Raw genomic sequence first — 17,490 nt, forward strand, 5'->3', positions numbered from 1 at the left:
ATAGTTAATTCAGGAGAATTTGGTGCTAGGAACGATGGAGCGACGCCTATAAGTAATAGGCGAGCGACGAGTGACGACGTCTATAGTACCCTACAATTTTGAGAAGATGAAGAAGAATGGTTGATTTAGAGTGGTGTGAAGTAGTATAAGGTAGGTATTTTTATAACAAAATGCATAATATAATACTTCAAGAATTGATTTTATATATAGACGGAAATAAATCAAGATTAAAATGTTTGGTTGGTATGGTAATTAGTTTGCTGACGGGCAGCTCAATTTATCAAAAAGGTTTAGCACTTGGTATTTTAGGTGATGCTAAAGCGACGTCAAAAACTCATAGAATTTATCGTTTTTTAAAAGATTTTAATTTTGATTATATGAAGGTTGGCTATTTGCTATTAAGCTTTTTTGCTTCAAAAAATTATGTCGTAGCAATGGATAGGACAAGTTGGAAATTTGGTAAATCCGATATTAATATTTTATTTTTAGTAATGGTAATTGGTAAAATATCGGTGCCAATATTCTGGAAGACTTTGTCGCATGGTGGCGGGTGTTCTGCAGAATTTATGAAGGAATTTTTACAGAAATTTATTAATAATTTTGGCGTTGAAAGAATAAAATATTTGCTTGCTGATAGAGAATTTATGAATAAAGAATGGTTAGACTTTCTGATAAATAACCATCTAAAGTTTGTTATTCCATTAAAAATGGATCATAAAATTCGTCTTACAAAAGGTTTAAGAACTTTAACCATTGAAAGAATATTTAGTGATGTTAAAGCCTTAGAGTATAGGGCTTGTAGTGGTATATTATGGAATAGAAAGGTTAATTTTACCGCATATAGAAATGATAAGAGCGAGCTGATGGTTCTGGTGTCTTCAATTGAAATAGAGCAAGATATTTTTGCTTTATATAAATTTCGTTGGAGTGTTGAACGACTATTTTTGCACCTAAAAAGCGGTGGTTTTGATATTGAAAAAAGTCACATTGTAAAATTGGATAGATTTGAAAAATTATTAGTGATAACTGCTATTGCTTCAGCTTTAATAGTCAAAAATGGAATAATACAAAATGCCTTAAATCCCATCCGAATAAAACGGTACAAAACCATTGAAAGACAATTGTTTTCATTATTTACCTATGGCTTTGATCATATCAAAAATGCTTTTTATCAATCTACAACAGCCATAACGCAGCTAATATCCACATTATTAATACCTCCCAAACAAAAACTTTTTTCTATCCTAATACCATCTTTACAAAAATTGTAGGGTACTATGGACGACGTCACCAACTTCTCATCAATTGACTATAGCATTACGCCAAATTCACAAACGTTATTGCGAAAAGCCACTTTAGTGGCGACGAAGCAATAAATTGTAATTTCCGCTTAAGTGGGAATCTGGATACCTGATTATGCAGGGATGACACAAAACAGGATTACTTCGTTGGATTACACCTCTTCGCAATGACGCAAGTTTGTTATGGATAACTAATCAGATTAGCTATATACTCATGAAATTAAGTAGGGTTATTATGTTTAATAGATACAAAATTGCAGAATTTATTGTAACTTTTTTCTATATAGGTAAAATAAAATATTGTCCTGGTACATTTGGCTCTCTGGCTGCTTTCCCTTTGTGCTACTGGATATTATATCTTTCCATGCAAGTAGAACTTATTAGTATCTTTATTATCGCTTTTTTGATTTGCCTATTACTATTTATATTAGGCACATATTTTTCCTCAATATACATACACTATAGTAAGCGAGAGGATCCAAGAGAAGTGGTGATTGATGAGGTAGTGGGTCAAATGCTAACATTAATATTAAGCTTTCCTTCCGTTTTTTTTATGAATTATTCAGGACTTACAAAATATTTAAGTTCACCTGTACTAAATTTTATCTTTTTATTGACTTTACCTTTTGCTCTGTTCAGGTTATTTGATATTATCAAACCATGGCCAATAAATTGGCTTGATGCCAATATTAAAGGTGGTATTGGCGTTATGGTAGATGATATTGCTGCAGCAATTTTTGCTTCAGTTATGCATTACGCTATCACTTTTAGTCTAATAGATTGGTTTGGCTAAAGCATAAGAGTATACTCCACTGAATCGATTAATGGAGTAACCAATAACTTATAGCCATATTCTGTAATTAAGTAGTAAGTGTAATATTCGTGAACATTTTCTATAGTTATACTCGAATGATCTGAAGAGTTGGCTCCTGCAAATACTTGCGGGATATTCGAGTATACATCCTTAATAATTCTTTTTCCAAGCAAAATATCTGTTTTATTCTGATCAAATTTGAGATTTGTGGCTATTACTACAATTTTCATACCAATAAATTTATCATGTTGTATCTCCAGCTCAACTTTAATAATAGCATTTTTGGATAGATTATTAGACGCTACAACAATTAAACAGATAATAATCTGGGCTATATGGTCATTGATATCTGTGCTATATAACCTTGTAAATATTAGTTCAATATTATGATTTTTTGATTTTACAAAATTAGCAGCTAATCTATTAATTTCTGCAATAGAAATTTTGTTACCCTCAGAAGGTAGAGAATATAAATAACGATAAAACTGTAAATAGCTTATAAGTCTATCGGTACTATCCTGAATCAGTTTAATAGCCTTTTTTTTATAAGCTATAGTTTTTATTAAGCCAATACTATTATCTATAGCACCTATTGTTCCTGCAAAATCGTGACATATTTTTTCATTTAAAGCTTGGCACAGTCTTATTGAATTTAACATAAGCTCTATTTTTAATAAACTCGTTTAGCTGGCGGAATTGCCGCTACTTCGTCTGTTAAAGTTGTAAGAGTTACCGGTTTATAATCTAGTTTGACATTACCTTGTTCGTCAATCCAAGCCAGTGTATGTTTCATCCACTCCTCGTCGTTACGCTCTAAATAATCCTCCCTAGAATGAGCCCCTCTACTTTCCTTTCTATTGGCAGCAGAATGCATAGTAATCACTGCTTGGTCTAATAAATTAGCTAATTCTAGTGCTTCAACCAAGTCGCTATTCCATATTAATGATTTATCATTGATCTGAATATCAGCATATTCCTTTCGTGCCTGATCAATCAGCTCTATCCCTTGATCTAGAACTTCTTGAGTTCTAAATACTGCTGCATGGTTTTGCATAATTTTTTGCATTTTGAGTCTTAGATCAGCTACTGGTATTTCTCCTTTAGCATGACGTATACCGTCAAATCTGCTAATTATTTTATCCAATATTGATTGAGGTAGAACCTTATGTGGTTGCCCCGCTTTAACAATTTCAGCAGCTTTTTTTGCTGCCGCCCTACCAAATACCACTAAATCAAGCAAAGAGTTCGATCCTAATCGATTAGCTCCATGTACTGAAACGCAGGCAGCCTCACCAATCGACATTAATCCAGGAATAATTTTATGATGATTATCCTGATCTTTATCAATAACTTGCCCATGGTAATTTGTTGGTATTCCCCCCATATTATAATGTACTGTTGGTAATACCGGTATTGGCTGGGTGTTAACATTAACCCCAGCAAAAATCTTTGCTGTTTCGGAAATACCCGGTAAACGTTCGTGAAGAATTTCCGGCGATAAATGATCTAAATGGAGGAATACATGATCTTTATGCTCACCTACGCCTCTATTTTCTCTGATTTCCATGGTAATAGCTCTTGAAACCACATCTCTTGAAGCAAGGTCTTTAGCGGCTGGAGCATATCGTTCCATAAATCTTTCACCATTGGCATTTACTAAATAACCGCCTTCTCCCCTAGCACCTTCTGTAATTAAGCAACCAGACCCATATATACCAGTCGGATGGAATTGAACAAATTCCATATTCTGCAAGGCAATGGAGCTTCTTGCCACCATTCCCCCTCCATCACCGGTACAAGTATGAGCACTTGTGGCAGAAAAATAAGCTCTACCATATCCGCCAGTAGCTAATACTACTAAGTGAGAATGAAAACAATGTATTGTCCCGTCATCAAGATTCCAAGCAACTACCCCTACACATTCTCCATTATTCATTAACAAATCAATGGCAAAATATTCAATAAAAAATTGAGCTTTATTTTTTAAAGCTTGTTGGTATAAAGTATGTAATATGGCATGACCCGTACGATCTGCTGCAGCACAAGTTCTTTGGGCAGCTTGTCCCTTGCCATAATTTGTCGTCATACCACCAAAAGGACGCTGATAAATTTTACCTTCTTCTGTTCGTGAGAAAGGTACCCCATAATGTTCAAGCTCCAGTACTGCGGCAGCTGCATGTTTACACATATACTCAATCGCGTCTTGATCACCCAACCAATCCGAACCCTTTACGGTATCATACATATGCCAACGCCAATCATCTTGCCCCATATTACCAAGAGAGGCACTGATACCACCTTGTGCCGCTACAGTATGGCTTCTAGTGGGAAAAACCTTGCTAATACAAGCAGTACTCAACCCCTCTTTTGCCATACCAAAAGTTGCCCTAAGACCAGCTCCTCCAGCTCCAACTACCACTACATCAAATTGATGGTGGACAATATTATAAGATTTAGTAGACATTCATAAATTCCTTTTATTCCAAATAATACTCAAATAATTTTAACCTATAGCTAATCCGGCTAATATTATTCAGTCTATTAGCAAGGAGTAGCGAAACACGATTAAGCAATTACTTTCCTGGATTGCCGCGTCGCCACTAAAGTGGCTCCTCGCAGACGATTTATAAACCCAAGCGTCATTGCGAGGAGGCGAAAGCCGACGAAGCAATCCATTTAGCTATAGTATAGCATAAAATAATGTTACCACTAAGAATGCAATCGTTATAATACAAAATATTTGCAAAAATATAATTAACCCAATACGAAGCCTGATACAACTAATGTAATCCTCAATTACCACTCGCATACCAAGCATAGCATGATAGAAGGTGGTAATAATCAATATGCCCAAAGGCACAATATTGTAAGGTTTCTGTAAAGTACCAACAAAATGAGTTAAATCCTTGCCAATATTACATTTAATAAAGACTATTAGCCAAATAGAGCAAATTGCCAAAATAATAGCAGTGATTCTTTGATGTAACCAGTGACTAGAGCCACTTTTTGCCGAACCAACTCCTTTAGCTTTTGCTAAATCTGTCCTTAAATTAGTATTCATATAGAGACCATAAATTAAATTGACTATAACAACCAAAAAGCTAATGTCATAACTATTGAGGCTATTACAACAAACCAGCCTGTGAAGTTAATAGCTCTTATTGAAAAGCAACGCCCACTATCCCAAATTAAGTGACGCACCCCATTACATAAATGGTAAAACCAGGCAAAACTTATAAATATTGGAGGGATTTTAAATAAACTACATTTAAAGAACTGTAAATATTCAGGATTAAATTTGCTAAAAGACAATAAAATAAAACACCATATCAATACTGATAGTGCAAAAAATAAGCCTATCCCCGTCATACGATGCACAATAGACAAAACAGCACTGATCTGTTTTTTATATATTGTTAAATGAGGAGAAGTTGGTCTGCTATTATAAATTTCCTGCTTTGTTTTTGTCATATATTTTGTCATAAATTATATTTTATATTAGAGAGACCTAAAATGGAATATAACATAATAGGAATAGATGATAAATACTCTTATAATTTATTTTTATAAGTTTGTTCAAATAATATTTGTTTTTCGGTATTAATCACTTGCTCTATCTGTTCAGTAAGCTGTCGAACATCAGATTGTTCTATTTCCTCTACCGGGATAACATCAATTATCTTTACTTGAATTACCCCTGGTTTCTTAATCCAAAAGCCCCTTGGCCAATATACCCCTGCATTGTGAGCCATCATCACTATCGGTACTTTTGCCAATGAGGCTAATTTTACTGCACTAGGTTTAAATTTAGCATTTTGTTCTGGTTTAAATCTAGTGGATTCAGGAAAGATAACCAACCATAAACCACTTTTTATCTTTTCCTGTCCTTCTCTTAAAATTTGACCAACCGAGATATTAGCATTACGGTCTACAGCAATTGGCTTAACCATCTTCAACCCCCAGCCGAATAACGGGATATTAAATAACTCTTTTTTTAATACCCAAGAATGTTCAGGTATAATTAATTGTACAAATATTTGTTCCCAGCATGATTGGTGATTAGACAATACTATGGAAGGAGATGAAGGTAATTTGTCTAGACCAACAACTTGGTATTTTAAACCACAAAAGATTTTAACCAGCCAAATAAATACATGGGAAAAAATAAACCCTATCCTGTATCTTATATAATAGTTGACATTGAAAAATGTTACGGGTATGTAACATATAAGGAAGAATTTAATGGTAAATATAGCAAGTAGTGCATAAAATGTTAATACTCTTAAACGCCAAAACATAGTTGGTTAACTCGTTTGTTAATAATGAATAGATTATATAACAGATATATAATAAATATATAGTATAAGATTACTTTTACATAACTATAATTAGTAACTATTCGGAGAAATTCAATGAAAAAAACAGCTCTATCCGGATGTCAAGTGACTGGGGATCTGCATTTAGGAAACTATCTCGGAGCAATTGTTAATTGGTCTAAAATTCAGGATGAGTATAATTGCTTGTTCTTTTTAGCCGATTTACATGCTATTACTATAGATCGCTCACCCATAGAACTAAACTCTTCTATATTGCAAACTGTTGCCATATATATAGCAACAGGGCTTGTGCCAGAGAAAACTACCATATTTGCACAAAGTATGGTGAAGGAACATACGGAACTTGCTTGGATATTAAATTGCGTTACCCCACTTGGTTGGCTTAAACGTATTACTCAGTTTAAAGACAAAGCTGGAAAAGACCAGGAAAATGCTGGCTTAGGATTATTGTCTTATCCAGTATTGATGGCAGCTGATATATTATTATATAATGCTGACATAGTACCTGTTGGCGATGATCAAAAACAGCATTTGGAACTTACCAGAGATATTGCGGCTATTATCAACCGGAAATTCAATCGGGATATCCTAAAATTACCTGAACCATTAATTCAAGGCTCATCAAGAATAATGAGCTTAAAAGATGGTCGTAAAAAAATGAGTAAATCTGATCCATCTGATTTATCTCGTATTAATTTAAATGATAGCCCAGATCAAATTTACCAAAAAATTAAAAAAGCTAAAACAGATCATTTAGCGGAAATCAGTTATGATCCTCAAAATAGACCAGAAATCAGCAATTTAATTGACATTTATTGCAGTTTATCTGGTACTAATGTTGACAAAATAGTTGATCAATACCAAAATGCCGGTTTTGCCAAATTTAAGGAGGAGCTAGCTGATATTATCATCACGACTCTAACTCCCATTCATGGTAAATATACAGAGTTAATGAAAAACCAAGATTATTTGATAACTACATTATATAACGGAGCGGATAAAGCTAGAATGACCGCTGCTAAAACTCTGATTGAACTCAAGAAATTAATGGGCTTTGTTGTGTAAAAAACCAATTATGATCTACTAATTTCTTATCAATTAACTATAATATAAAGCTTCCTAAAAATTAATAGCCCTCTTATCTATAGCCAAAGCCGCTTCCTTTATGGCTTCACTTAAGGTAGGATGGGCATGACAAGTTCTTGCTATATCTTCTGAAGAAGCACCAAATTCCATAAATGCTACAAGCTCTGCAATCATAGTACCAGCTGAAGGACCTATAATATGTGCTCCAAGCACTTTATCCGTTACACTATCAGCCAATATTTTTACCATCCCATCAGTACAACCTGTGCTTCTCGCTCGACTATTTGCCAAAAATGGAAATTTGCCGACCTTGTACTCAATCTTAGCTTCTTTTAATTGCTCCTCCGTTAAGCCAACACTTGCCACTTCTGGATAAGTATAGATGACACTTGGAATAAGGTTGTAATTAACATGACCTGCTAAACCTGCCATAATTTCAACGGCAGCAACAGCTTCCTCTTCTGCTTTATGAGCGAGCATAGGTCCAGCAATTACATCACCGACAGCATAAATATTAGGAATTATTGTTTGGAACTGATCATTAACCGTAATTCTATTTTGTTTGTCCGTTTTAATGGCTAATTTATCTAGACCTAAATTTGTTGTATGGGCTTTCCTACCAACGGCTACTAGCACTATATCAGCACTAATTTGCTGCACTGAGGAGTCAGTTGTTTGTTGTATATTTAAAATAACTTTTCCTGCTTTTTTCTCAGCAGATATCACCTTAGTGTTTAATCGCAATTCAATAGATTGTTTTTGTAGGATTTTGGTAAATTGACTGATAATCTCTTTATCTAAAGCTGGCACAATACTTCCAGCATATTCAATAACCGTTACTTTGGAGCCAAGCCTGTTCCATACCGAACCAAGCTCTAAACCGATATACCCCCCTCCAATTACTACCATAGTTTCCGGAACTTTAGCAAGACTCAAGGCTCCCGTTGATGACACTATATATTCCTCATCAACAGTAATATTGGGCATTTCAATAATATCAGAGCCAGTAGCAATTAGAATATTCTTAGCCGATATTTGTTCAACTGATGCATCGTTAGTAATTTCTACAAGATTGGCTGAAATAAACTTGGCACTTCCCGTAAATTTAGTGATTTTATTTTTTACAAACAAACCTTCTATGCCTTTGCATAAGTCCGATACTACCTGACTTTTTTTAGTCATCATTTTCTGTAAATCAAGTTTGGCTGAGGTTATAATGCCAATATCGGCACAATGGTTCAATACTTCATGATATTTTTCAGAAAAATTTAGTAATACTTTGGAAGGAATACAGCCAACATTTAGGCAAGTACCACCAAGCGTCACCCTTTTCTCTATACATGCAACCTTCATACCCAACTGGGCTGCTCTTATTGCTCCTGTATAACCAGCCGGACCACCACCAATCACTATTAAATCAAATTCTTTCATATATTTTCCTCCATAATAATAGCATTATAAACCATAAACATACCAACACTAATAGTTTTTAGAAAAATAATTATTTTTTATATAGTTAATTCAGGAGGATTGGGTAGCAGGAGCGATGGAGCAACGACGTCACCAACTTCTCATCAATGACTATAGCGAGACCACGTAGTGGTCGTTGCTTCACAACTGTTGAAAGTTAGAAGAGGAAGGGGTTTTAGACCGGGTAATTTAAAAGTCGTATATGGTTAACGTCATTGCGAAAAAGACCGTAGGTCGACGAAGCCATATGACAATTTATGGATTGCCACGCTTACATAAGTTAACGAAAAAGCTATCTAACCTGGATATTGCATGAAGGTGGTATTTATAAAAATAAAATGGCAATATCGCTTATAAGTGGTAATGGATATGTTAATTTTCACTTAAATTATGTCTAGATATGCAATTCTTCCTGATTTAAGATAGAATCCCCCTTACCCCCATTTTTTATTGTACCGGGGACAGTACCATATTAGCTATAGAATAAGCTAATACCAATTGCAATAATTAACACAGTGGTGTAAAATGGGTTTTTAACTGATAAAGGTACTCAAATGGCTAGGTTAATATTACCACAAGGTTTTCATGGTCATGATTTTATAAAAATGATGAAACATGAGCCGCATGGTCGAAATCGTATACGTTTATTGGCGATGTATCACCTTCAATTAGGCAAATCTTTAAAAGCCATATCTGAAATAGTGAAGTCACACTGGAAAACTGTGCAATCATGGCTCAGAAGATTTAGGAATCATGGTTTTGAAGGATTATTTGAATCACAAAGAAGCGGCGCCCCTAGGAAGATTAACACTATACAAGAGTCTGCTCTTTTTGATAAAATCAATACGCTCAGTGAAAGTAAAACTGGTGGGTATATAACTGGAAAGGAGCTACATATCATGTTACTTGAGGAATATGGTGCTAAATGCGCTTTAAAAACAGTCTACAATACTATGCACCGCCTTGGTTTTAGCTGGATTACTTCTCGTTCAATGCATCCAAAGTCAAATCAAGAGACTCAAAATACATATAAAAAAACTTCCCAGACATGTTAACAAAATTATTACCAAAAAATATCGATAGATGTAAAGTTGATATATGGTCTCAGGATGAAACTCGAGTTGGGCAACAAGGTAGCTTAACTCGTATATGGGCTAAGCGTGGCACTAGACCCCGTAAAGTTCGGCAACAGCAATTCATTTCAACATATATTTATGGAGCTGCTTGCCATGATACAGGAGAAGCTTTTGCATTAATTTTACCATATGCAAACACACAGGCAATGAATAAATTCTTAGAAGAGCTTTCTCGCAGTATTCAAGGCAACCGACATATAGCTTTACTAACGGATAATGCAGGTTGGCACACAGCCAAAAAACTAACTGTGCCAAGCAATATCACTTTGATACCGCTTCCGCCCTATGCACCGGAACTTAATGCAATGGAACAAGTTTGGGAATGGATCAAAAATCATTTCTTGTCTAACCAATGTTATGGTGTATATGAAGATATCGTCACTATGGCTTGTTACGCTTGGAATCAATTTGCTCATAATGTAGATTTAGTAAAATCAATTATGTATAGAGACTGGATAAACACACCGTGTTAATTATTGCAATTGGTATTATTTCTAGTTTTATGCAAAAATTTTATATCTTGTTCCTCTTTGCTTTTTGGCAGCACAGTTTTTAATTCTGGATCACGAGCCGCTTTGCATATTGCTAACGCATCGTTATAATCATTTTTCTGTTTCGATGTAGCATAAACTTTTACATCTTTTGTTTTCATTAGTTTGACTTGCAAACCAAGCTTAGCAATTTCCTATGACCAATAATTAGCTCCTCCACATGCTTCCATAGCTACCAATGAACTTTTATCGAGATTGCTTAAATAGGCTATTAACTCATCTCTTGTAACTTTTTGATAACCTATTTTTTTGCCATTTTGATCGACTTGCACCAAGTGCATACTATTTTTTGCTAAATCTATTCCTATTATAGTATTTTTTATGCTATTATTTATCATGGTATGGACCTATTAATTAAATTATTATTTAATTTGGAGCAGCTGAAAACTATTTTTCAGCTGACTCCGTACAAGTAAAGCATATTTCGCTTCACTCGTCCATACCATCATTCCCGCTTCGGTGCGGAATCTATAATACCTCAGGGTGTTTTTAGATACCTGCTTTCGCAGGGATGACAACCATGATCCTATATTTTATTCAAATCTGCAAAAAAACTTGATTATCGAGTTTTAGTAGCATTGAAGCAATCCAAAATAATGGATTGCAACAACCACTATGTGGTCTCGCAATGACGTTTGCCGAGCAGATTTTTTATTGATCATAGTCAATTGATGGGAGTACAATCTTCAATTTTAAGGCATACAACAACAGGAGATTTGTATAGGCTACCAGGCAACATGAAAAATGAGGCGAGGAAGATTTATAAAACCTTCAATCTTAAACGCTCAGATGCTGTAGAAATATATCTAAAATAAGCAAATAATGTTGTGCCTAAAAATCTACAACCCTTACAAACTAAGGCTTGTAGGACTTCCTATTAATAAAAACTGCGGAAATCGGGAGGTATTCACGTTTACATCGAGAATGTCGGCAATTCGAGTCTGCCATCGCCCACCAGTGTTTTTAGTCCAGTATCTTTGAAATTTACACATTTTTCTGCACAATACCTTCATAAAATTCAGTTATCTTGTCTTTAACCTTAACGGGATCAAGCATTATGTTAACCCCGCCTCTAAATTCTGCTGAGTTTGCTAAACCACTACTATACCAACCTATATGTTTTCTCGCTAGCTGAACGCCGGTATCGTTTCCGTAATACTCTAGCATGGCATCATAATGACTTAATATCACCTCTAGCTGCTCTGCCATTGAAGGGGAGGGAAGTTCTTCTCCTGTTGCAAGATAATGGGCTATTTGAGAAATAAACCACGGTCTACCATATACTCCTCGACCAACCATTATACCATCAGCCCCCGATTTTTGTAAGCATTCCTTAGCCTTAGATAATGAGGTAATATCTCCATTAGCGATAACGGGAATCTTTACCGCATCCTTAACCTGTCTTATAAACTCCCAATCTGCTTGACCAGAATAAAACTGGCATCTTGTCCTACCATGAATGGTGATCATTTGTATACCAGCATCATAGGCTATTTTTGCCAAATTTGGGGCATTCTTAGTTTGTTCATCCCAGCCAGTACGCATTTTTAAAGTTACTGGGATTTTTACCGCCTTTACTGTAGTTTCTAAGATTTTTGCCGCTAATTTCTCATCTCGCATTAAAGCAGAACCAGAATAGCCGCCAACTACTTTTTTAGCTGGACAACCAAAGTTTAAATCAATAATCTTGGCTCCCATATCCTCATTCATTTTAGCTGATTCTGCTATTATATCGGGCTCACATCCAGCAATCTGTACGCATGAACCAGTAGCATCATCTTGAATGATCGCACATCTTTGTAAAGATTGCCTTGTTTCAATAATCATTGCCCTACTAGCAACCATTTCAGAGATTACCAGACCTGCACCAAATTTTCGTACTAATTTTCTAAATGGTAAATCAGTAACCCCCGACATTGGGGCTAATATCACCGAATGAGGTAGCTGAATATTGCCTATTTTTATCATAACACATTAAAAAGTTATAGATTTAATTGCTGTATAGAATAATTATCATAAATTATTTTAATAAGACATAGTCAATTGATAAAAAGTTGGGGCTAGGAGGATTCCTATAGTAATACGAGCATTGAGCGACGACGTCACCAACTTCTAATCAATAAGGTTACCAGTAAGTGTATCTATCTATTTTCTTTAATATAATTTTACAGATACCAAGGATAATCATAAAAACTTATTGATTTAAACTTTTAATTGTATAGAATTTTTATGATCTTGTAAACAAGAATTTTATCGACAATTTAGCGATATATCCCTTGCAAATATATTGATTAAATATATAATTAACTCTGCTTAAAAATAATAATAAGCAAAATTCACACGTAAGAGTTCAGTTGTTAGTCCAATTTCTTTGGTATCAACTCTTACGGAGGAGTACCTACTGCTAATGTAGGTACATAACTAACATTTCAAGGAGATTAAATAATGTCTAAAATAAAAGCTGTTAATGTCAGAGAATTACTTGATGCTGGGGTGCATTTTGGTCATAAAACCTCACGCTGGAATCCCAAAATGGCACCTTATATTTATGGCATCAGAGATGATATTCATGTAATTGACTTACAACAAACTGCTGCCCTAATGCAAATGGCTCTCAATGTAATATATGAAACTGTTAAGAAAAATGGTAAAATATTATTTGTCAGTACTAAAATCCAAGCTAGTGATATAATAGCTGAATATACAGAGAAATGTGGGCAATATTACGTTAACCACAGATGGCTTGGTGGTATGTTAACCAACTGGGGAACAATTTCTGGTTCAATAAAAAAGCTAGATAGCCTTGAAAAAGTTCTGGAAAATGAAGAGGAATATTCCGTTTATACCAAAAAAGAAATATTGGAAATGACCCGTAAAAAGGATAAATTACTAAAATCCTTAGGTGGCATTAGACATATTGGAACAAAACCAAACTTGCTGGTGGTAATTGATACTAATAAAGAACATTTGGCAATTCAAGAAGCAGTAAAATTAGGCATACCAATAATTGCCATTGTTGATACTAATTCTAATCCAGATAATATAGATCACCCTATTCCTGGTAATGATGATGCAATAAGATCTATTAGACTTTATTGTAGCTTGTTTGCCGATGCTGTACTAGCTGGTATAGAAGAAGCTTTAGTGGCATCTGGTGTTGATTTAGGAAGCATAGCTACTCATGAAGAAAAAAATACCAATATCAAAGCTATTACTAAATTAAAACCAACTAAGAAATTTTCTAAAACTTCTGACCTAAATAACCAAGAAGCAACTAACCAAAAAACAGCAGAGTCAGAGTTTGAAACAGCTTTGGAAATTGCAGAAGTTACTGCAACAGTAAAGTAACTGGACGTGCTAACCAAATTAGCACTTAGCCATTTGTTTCAATAAAAACGGTATCATTCCCGCGTAGGCGGGAATCTATAATATCTCAGGGATTTGAGTATTATTTTATCCCCGTTACAGGGATGACAATGTCTTAAAACAATTATAGTCAATTCAGGAGAAATTGATGCTAGGAGCGACGCCTATAAGTAATAGGCGAGCGATGAGTGGCGATGTCACTCATAAGCGTCAGTTTAAGAAAACAATAATTGAGAAACCGTCATTGCGAGGAGACCGTAAGATCGACGAAGCAATCCAGAAAAGTGATTAGAAATGGATTGCCACGCCACCTACGGTGGCTTGCTAATAGACGACTTTTCTACTTTATTTTCTTAAACTGACGCCTATGCGACATCACCAACTTCTCATCAATTGACTATATGGATAAATACTAGAGGGGTTAACTATATAACCTTTAATTAAGGAGAATAAAATGATAAATGCTGGACTTGTAAAACAATTAAGAGAAAAAACTGGTGCAGGAATGATGGACTGCAAAAAGGCTTTGCTTGAAAAAAAAGGAGATTTTGAAACAGCTGTTGATTGGTTAAGAAAAAAAGGATTATCAGTTGCAGCAAAAAAATCAGATAGAGTCGCTGCTGAAGGACTAACAGCAGTGCATATTAAAGATAATGTTGGAGTTATTATAGAAGTAAATTCGGAAACAGATTTTGTGGCAAGAAATGATAAATTTCAACAATTGGTTAAAAATATCGCGACATTAGCTTTGCAAAAGAGTAATTTGCAACCGTTAAATTTATCATCACTAAAATTAGCAAAAACATCAACAGGTCGATCAATTGATGAAGAAATATTAGATAATATTGCTACAATTGGTGAAAATTTAAATCTACGTCGTGTGGATGTCTTAAAGGTCTCAGAAGGGGTGGTGGCATCCTATGTACATAACACTATTGTTGAGGGGCTAGGTAAAATTTCTGTTGTTGTTGGTTTACAATCGACTAGTAAAGAAAAAGCTAAGCTTCTAGAATTGGGAAAAAAAATCGCTACCCATATAGCAGCAAATAATCCCTATAGCCTTGATGTATCTAGTCTAGATCAGACTTTAGTTGAACGCGAAAAAAATATATTCTTTGAACAATCCAAAGCTTCTGGTAAACCTAATAATATCATTGAAAAAATGGTTGAAGGTAGAATACGTAAGTTTCTTGCAGAAGTTGTTTTGCTTGAGCAAAACTTTTTATTTGACGACAAATTAACAATTTCTCAAGTTATTGATAATACGGCAAAAGAATTAGGAACTTCAATTAAAATTACTCAGTTTATAAGATATGAACTAGGTGAAGGTATAAAACAAGAAGATAAAAACTTTGCAGACGAAGTGGCAGCTGTTATACAAAAATAAGCAAGAAAGAATGTATAGCTAACCTGACTAACATTACTCTGTCATTGCAAAAAAGTGTAAGCCGATGAAGCAATCCATTTCTGATTACTTTTATGGATTGCTTCGTCGACCTAAGGTCTTCCTCGTAATGACGACTGAAGCTTACGCAGTCTTCGCTAATAAACGTTGACCATATACCACTTTTAAAGTATCTTGCCTGAAACCAGCATCTATAGTCAATTCAGGAGAAGTAGATAGCAGGAGAGGTGGAGCGACGCCTATAAGTAATAGACGAGCATTGAACGACGACGTCACCAACTTCTCATCAATTGACTATATCTAATTTTCAACAATTGTGGGCTTATAACCTCTTCGCTAATAGGCACCAGTTTGCTGTGAATAAATACAATCGGGTTAGCTATATAATTTGTTGGAGTTAAATTGAAAATGCACTATCATCGTGACGTTGCTAAAAGAGTTATATTAAAAGAATCTGCCGCACTAATTGAATTATCTAATAATATTCCAAGTAGCTTTGATAATGTAGTAGATCATATAATTAATTGTAAAGGTAGGATTATTTTAACTGGTATAGGAAAAAGTGGTTATATAGCCCATAAGATAGCAGCGAGTTTTGCTTCTACTGGTACGGCTGCTTTTTATTTGCACCCAGCTGAGGCTAGCCATGGTGATCTTGGAATGGTAACTGAAAGTGACTTAGTTTTCATGTTATCTAATTCAGGAGAGACCAAAGAATTATTTGATATAATGAAATATTGTAAGCGATTTTCTATAAAGATAGTTGCCATGACTATGAACGTCAACTCTACTATAGCAACCAATAGCGATTTTTTATTATTAATACCACGAATTAATGAAGCGTCTTATATAGCTGCTCCGACAACCTCTGCAATAATGATGTTATCTCTTGGAGACGCACTCACCACTTCTGTACATGAAGCCCGAGGTTTTTCTGAAGATGATTTTCGACTATATCATCCTGGAGGAAAGATTGGAGCTAATCTTATCAAGGTGGAAAGTTTAATGAGGGTAAAAGATCAGTTGCCATTAGTATATGTCGATACTTCATTTACGGATACTATATTAGTTATGAACCAAAAAAGCCTTGGATGTGCGATAGTAGTAAATAAAGATTTGAGTTTGGTTGGTATTATAACAGATGGAGATTTGCGTAGACATATTAATGATCAAATAAATATGAAATATGCACGTGATGTAATGACTGCTAACCCACAACAAATTTCTTCCTCGAAATTAGCGGGAGAGGCTTTAGGGATGATGAATAGTAAATCAATTACTAGTATACCGGTAACTGAAAATAATATAGTTATTGGTATTGTTCATATCCATGACTTACTTCGGGCAGGAATTAGTTGATGAATGTCCATGATAATGTTGGTAGTATTATGGTCAAAATTCCCTTCATAGATAAAAGTAGTAGTGCTATCATTTTATCTTATAGACGTTTAATTAATCTATCAAAAATCTTATCTTTTTTAGGTTTAGCACTAACCTTATACTTAATTTATATCAATTTTAATCCCATTAATAATAATTTAGAATCAATTGAAAATAATACCGAAAATAGTGCTTTTGCCCCAAATGATAAAACAAATTATGAAATAAAAATTTTAAATTCAACTTTCAAGGGTTTAAATAAGGACTTAAATCCTTACCAAGTTAATGCTGTGCAAGCATTTAGGACTTTAGATAATAAATATGCATTAGAAGAAATTAACGCTAAATATAAAATAAATGGTAATAAACTATTAGTGATCAATGCAAAAAATGGTATATTGAATGAGAATAGTCATATGTTAGAATTAACAGATGATGTCCAATTTTTTTTAGGGGAAGGCATATTAAAAGCACAAAAAGCACAACTAAATCTACTAAATAAAGAAGCATTTGGTAAAATAGGCGTGACATTATCTTATAAAAATTGTGAAATTACTTCTAATAAATTTAGTTCCACAAATGATAATAATATTATAAATTTCAAAGGTAGCGTATCAACGATTATTGATGTATCAGATTTTTAG

The 17,490-nt window shown here is 34.4% G+C and carries 18 protein-coding genes; 9 read left to right on the top strand and 9 right to left on the bottom strand.

The annotated features are described in order from the left end of the window. Window positions 1-170 precede the first annotated feature (170 nt). Both NBW66_RS02695 and NBW66_RS02700 read left to right on the top strand, forming a co-directional pair. Window positions 171-1,271 carry a transposase gene (locus tag NBW66_RS02695; RefSeq protein ID WP_250310546.1) on the top strand — a complete coding sequence of 367 codons (1,101 nt, stop codon included), beginning with the start codon at window positions 171-173 and terminating at the stop codon, window positions 1,269-1,271. 265 nt (window positions 1,272-1,536) lie between these two features. After that, window positions 1,537-2,094, top strand: a complete 558-nt coding sequence (locus tag NBW66_RS02700; protein WP_250311676.1) for a phosphatidylglycerophosphatase A family protein — start codon at window positions 1,537-1,539, stop codon at window positions 2,092-2,094. On the opposite strand, the gene NBW66_RS02705 is transcribed toward NBW66_RS02700, so the two are convergent. The 5 genes from NBW66_RS02705 to NBW66_RS02725 form a co-directional block, all read right to left on the bottom strand. Beyond that, window positions 2,091-2,774, bottom strand: coding sequence for a hypothetical protein (locus tag NBW66_RS02705; protein ID WP_250311677.1), 684 nt, complete (start codon window positions 2,772-2,774; stop codon window positions 2,091-2,093). The two genes, NBW66_RS02700 and NBW66_RS02705, sit on opposite strands and share 4 nt — an antisense overlap. Window positions 2,775-2,785: 11 nt before the next feature. Next, window positions 2,786-4,579 carry a succinate dehydrogenase flavoprotein subunit gene (gene sdhA / locus NBW66_RS02710; RefSeq protein WP_250311678.1) on the bottom strand — a complete coding sequence of 598 codons (1,794 nt, stop codon included), beginning with the start codon at window positions 4,577-4,579 and terminating at the stop codon, window positions 2,786-2,788. 216 nt (window positions 4,580-4,795) lie between these two features. Then, a complete protein-coding gene (gene sdhD / locus NBW66_RS02715; protein ID WP_250311679.1) occupies window positions 4,796-5,176 on the bottom strand; it encodes a succinate dehydrogenase, hydrophobic membrane anchor protein in 381 nt (126 codons plus the stop codon). 23 nt (window positions 5,177-5,199) lie between these two features. After that, entirely contained in the window at window positions 5,200-5,586 is a 387-nt protein-coding gene (gene sdhC, locus NBW66_RS02720) for a succinate dehydrogenase, cytochrome b556 subunit (protein ID WP_250312241.1), read from the bottom strand. Window positions 5,587-5,666: 80 nt separating this feature from the next. Continuing rightward, window positions 5,667-6,413 carry a lysophospholipid acyltransferase family protein gene (locus tag NBW66_RS02725; RefSeq protein ID WP_250311680.1) on the bottom strand — a complete coding sequence of 249 codons (747 nt, stop codon included), beginning with the start codon at window positions 6,411-6,413 and terminating at the stop codon, window positions 5,667-5,669. Window positions 6,414-6,527: 114 nt separating this feature from the next. Between NBW66_RS02725 and trpS the strand changes: the two genes are divergently transcribed. Further along, window positions 6,528-7,517: a tryptophan--tRNA ligase gene (trpS, locus tag NBW66_RS02730; RefSeq protein WP_250311681.1), complete on the top strand. Its 990-nt coding sequence runs from the start codon at window positions 6,528-6,530 to the stop codon at window positions 7,515-7,517. A gap of 54 nt (window positions 7,518-7,571) precedes the next feature. On the opposite strand, the gene lpdA is transcribed toward trpS, so the two are convergent. After that, window positions 7,572-8,969, bottom strand: coding sequence for a dihydrolipoyl dehydrogenase (lpdA, locus tag NBW66_RS02735; RefSeq protein ID WP_250311682.1), 1,398 nt, complete (start codon window positions 8,967-8,969; stop codon window positions 7,572-7,574). Window positions 8,970-9,562: 593 nt separating this feature from the next. Between lpdA and NBW66_RS02740 the strand changes: the two genes are divergently transcribed. After that, complete coding sequence (locus NBW66_RS02740) at window positions 9,563-10,063, top strand: helix-turn-helix domain-containing protein (protein WP_250310542.1); 501 nt, start codon at window positions 9,563-9,565, stop codon at window positions 10,061-10,063. Then, a complete protein-coding gene (locus NBW66_RS02745) occupies window positions 10,057-10,617 on the top strand; it encodes an IS630 family transposase (protein ID WP_250310543.1) in 561 nt (186 codons plus the stop codon). The genes NBW66_RS02740 and NBW66_RS02745 overlap by 7 nt, the downstream gene beginning before the upstream one ends. Here the strand turns inward: NBW66_RS02745 and NBW66_RS02750 are convergent. The 3 genes from NBW66_RS02750 to dusB form a co-directional block, all read right to left on the bottom strand. Further along, on the bottom strand, window positions 10,614-10,796 hold the full coding sequence (locus tag NBW66_RS02750) for a hypothetical protein (RefSeq protein ID WP_250311683.1): 183 nt from the start codon (window positions 10,794-10,796) through the stop codon (window positions 10,614-10,616). The genes NBW66_RS02745 and NBW66_RS02750 overlap by 4 nt on opposite strands. 33 nt (window positions 10,797-10,829) lie before the next feature. Further along, window positions 10,830-11,033, bottom strand: a complete 204-nt coding sequence (locus tag NBW66_RS02755; RefSeq protein WP_250310719.1) for a hypothetical protein — start codon at window positions 11,031-11,033, stop codon at window positions 10,830-10,832. A 646-nt stretch (window positions 11,034-11,679) separates the two neighbouring features. Continuing rightward, window positions 11,680-12,663: a tRNA dihydrouridine synthase DusB gene (gene dusB / locus NBW66_RS02760; protein WP_250311684.1), complete on the bottom strand. Its 984-nt coding sequence runs from the start codon at window positions 12,661-12,663 to the stop codon at window positions 11,680-11,682. A 477-nt stretch (window positions 12,664-13,140) separates the two neighbouring features. Here dusB and rpsB point away from each other — a divergent pair, with 477 nt between their 5' ends. The 4 genes from rpsB (at window position 13,141) to lptC (ending at window position 17,490) form a co-directional block, all read left to right on the top strand. After that, window positions 13,141-14,043 (top strand): 30S ribosomal protein S2, encoded by a 903-nt coding sequence (gene rpsB, locus NBW66_RS02765; RefSeq protein WP_250311685.1) that lies wholly within the window; start codon window positions 13,141-13,143, stop codon window positions 14,041-14,043. Between the two features lie 472 nt (window positions 14,044-14,515). Continuing rightward, the gene (gene tsf, locus NBW66_RS02770) at window positions 14,516-15,448 is read left to right on the top strand and encodes a translation elongation factor Ts (protein ID WP_250311686.1); all 933 of its coding nucleotides are present in this window, start codon (window positions 14,516-14,518) and stop codon (window positions 15,446-15,448) included. Window positions 15,449-15,874: 426 nt separating this feature from the next. Beyond that, window positions 15,875-16,825 (top strand): KpsF/GutQ family sugar-phosphate isomerase, encoded by a 951-nt coding sequence (locus tag NBW66_RS02775; protein ID WP_094649287.1) that lies wholly within the window; start codon window positions 15,875-15,877, stop codon window positions 16,823-16,825. Then, window positions 16,825-17,490 carry an LPS export ABC transporter periplasmic protein LptC gene (lptC, locus tag NBW66_RS02780; RefSeq protein WP_250311687.1) on the top strand — a complete coding sequence of 222 codons (666 nt, stop codon included), beginning with the start codon at window positions 16,825-16,827 and terminating at the stop codon, window positions 17,488-17,490. Before NBW66_RS02775 ends, lptC begins: the two co-directional genes overlap by 1 nt.

It is taken from the genome of Rickettsia endosymbiont of Oedothorax gibbosus (assembly GCF_936269705.1).
Classification (GTDB): Bacteria; Pseudomonadota; Alphaproteobacteria; order Rickettsiales; family Rickettsiaceae; genus Tisiphia.

What these genes read in the sequence shown, in the direction of transcription:
- NBW66_RS02695 (WP_250310546.1), top strand. Translation starts at nt 171, where the DNA reads ATGCATAATATAATACTTCAAGAATTGATTTTATATATAGACGGAAAT.
- NBW66_RS02700 (WP_250311676.1), top strand. Translation starts at nt 1,537, where the DNA reads ATGTTTAATAGATACAAAATTGCAGAATTTATTGTAACTTTTTTCTAT.
- NBW66_RS02705 (WP_250311677.1), bottom strand. Translation starts at nt 2,774, where the DNA reads ATGTTAAATTCAATAAGACTGTGCCAAGCTTTAAATGAAAAAATATGT.
- sdhA (WP_250311678.1), bottom strand. Translation starts at nt 4,579, where the DNA reads ATGTCTACTAAATCTTATAATATTGTCCACCATCAATTTGATGTAGTG.
- sdhD (WP_250311679.1), bottom strand. Translation starts at nt 5,176, where the DNA reads ATGAATACTAATTTAAGGACAGATTTAGCAAAAGCTAAAGGAGTTGGT.
- sdhC (WP_250312241.1), bottom strand. Translation starts at nt 5,586, where the DNA reads ATGACAAAAACAAAGCAGGAAATTTATAATAGCAGACCAACTTCTCCT.
- NBW66_RS02725 (WP_250311680.1), bottom strand. Translation starts at nt 6,413, where the DNA reads ATGTTTTGGCGTTTAAGAGTATTAACATTTTATGCACTACTTGCTATA.
- trpS (WP_250311681.1), top strand. Translation starts at nt 6,528, where the DNA reads ATGAAAAAAACAGCTCTATCCGGATGTCAAGTGACTGGGGATCTGCAT.
- lpdA (WP_250311682.1), bottom strand. Translation starts at nt 8,969, where the DNA reads ATGAAAGAATTTGATTTAATAGTGATTGGTGGTGGTCCGGCTGGTTAT.
- NBW66_RS02740 (WP_250310542.1), top strand. Translation starts at nt 9,563, where the DNA reads ATGGCTAGGTTAATATTACCACAAGGTTTTCATGGTCATGATTTTATA.
- NBW66_RS02745 (WP_250310543.1), top strand. Translation starts at nt 10,057, where the DNA reads ATGTTAACAAAATTATTACCAAAAAATATCGATAGATGTAAAGTTGAT.
- NBW66_RS02750 (WP_250311683.1), bottom strand. Translation starts at nt 10,796, where the DNA reads ATGAAAACAAAAGATGTAAAAGTTTATGCTACATCGAAACAGAAAAAT.
- NBW66_RS02755 (WP_250310719.1), bottom strand. Translation starts at nt 11,033, where the DNA reads ATGATAAATAATAGCATAAAAAATACTATAATAGGAATAGATTTAGCA.
- dusB (WP_250311684.1), bottom strand. Translation starts at nt 12,663, where the DNA reads ATGATAAAAATAGGCAATATTCAGCTACCTCATTCGGTGATATTAGCC.
- rpsB (WP_250311685.1), top strand. Translation starts at nt 13,141, where the DNA reads ATGTCTAAAATAAAAGCTGTTAATGTCAGAGAATTACTTGATGCTGGG.
- tsf (WP_250311686.1), top strand. Translation starts at nt 14,516, where the DNA reads ATGATAAATGCTGGACTTGTAAAACAATTAAGAGAAAAAACTGGTGCA.
- NBW66_RS02775 (WP_094649287.1), top strand. Translation starts at nt 15,875, where the DNA reads ATGCACTATCATCGTGACGTTGCTAAAAGAGTTATATTAAAAGAATCT.
- lptC (WP_250311687.1), top strand. Translation starts at nt 16,825, where the DNA reads ATGAATGTCCATGATAATGTTGGTAGTATTATGGTCAAAATTCCCTTC.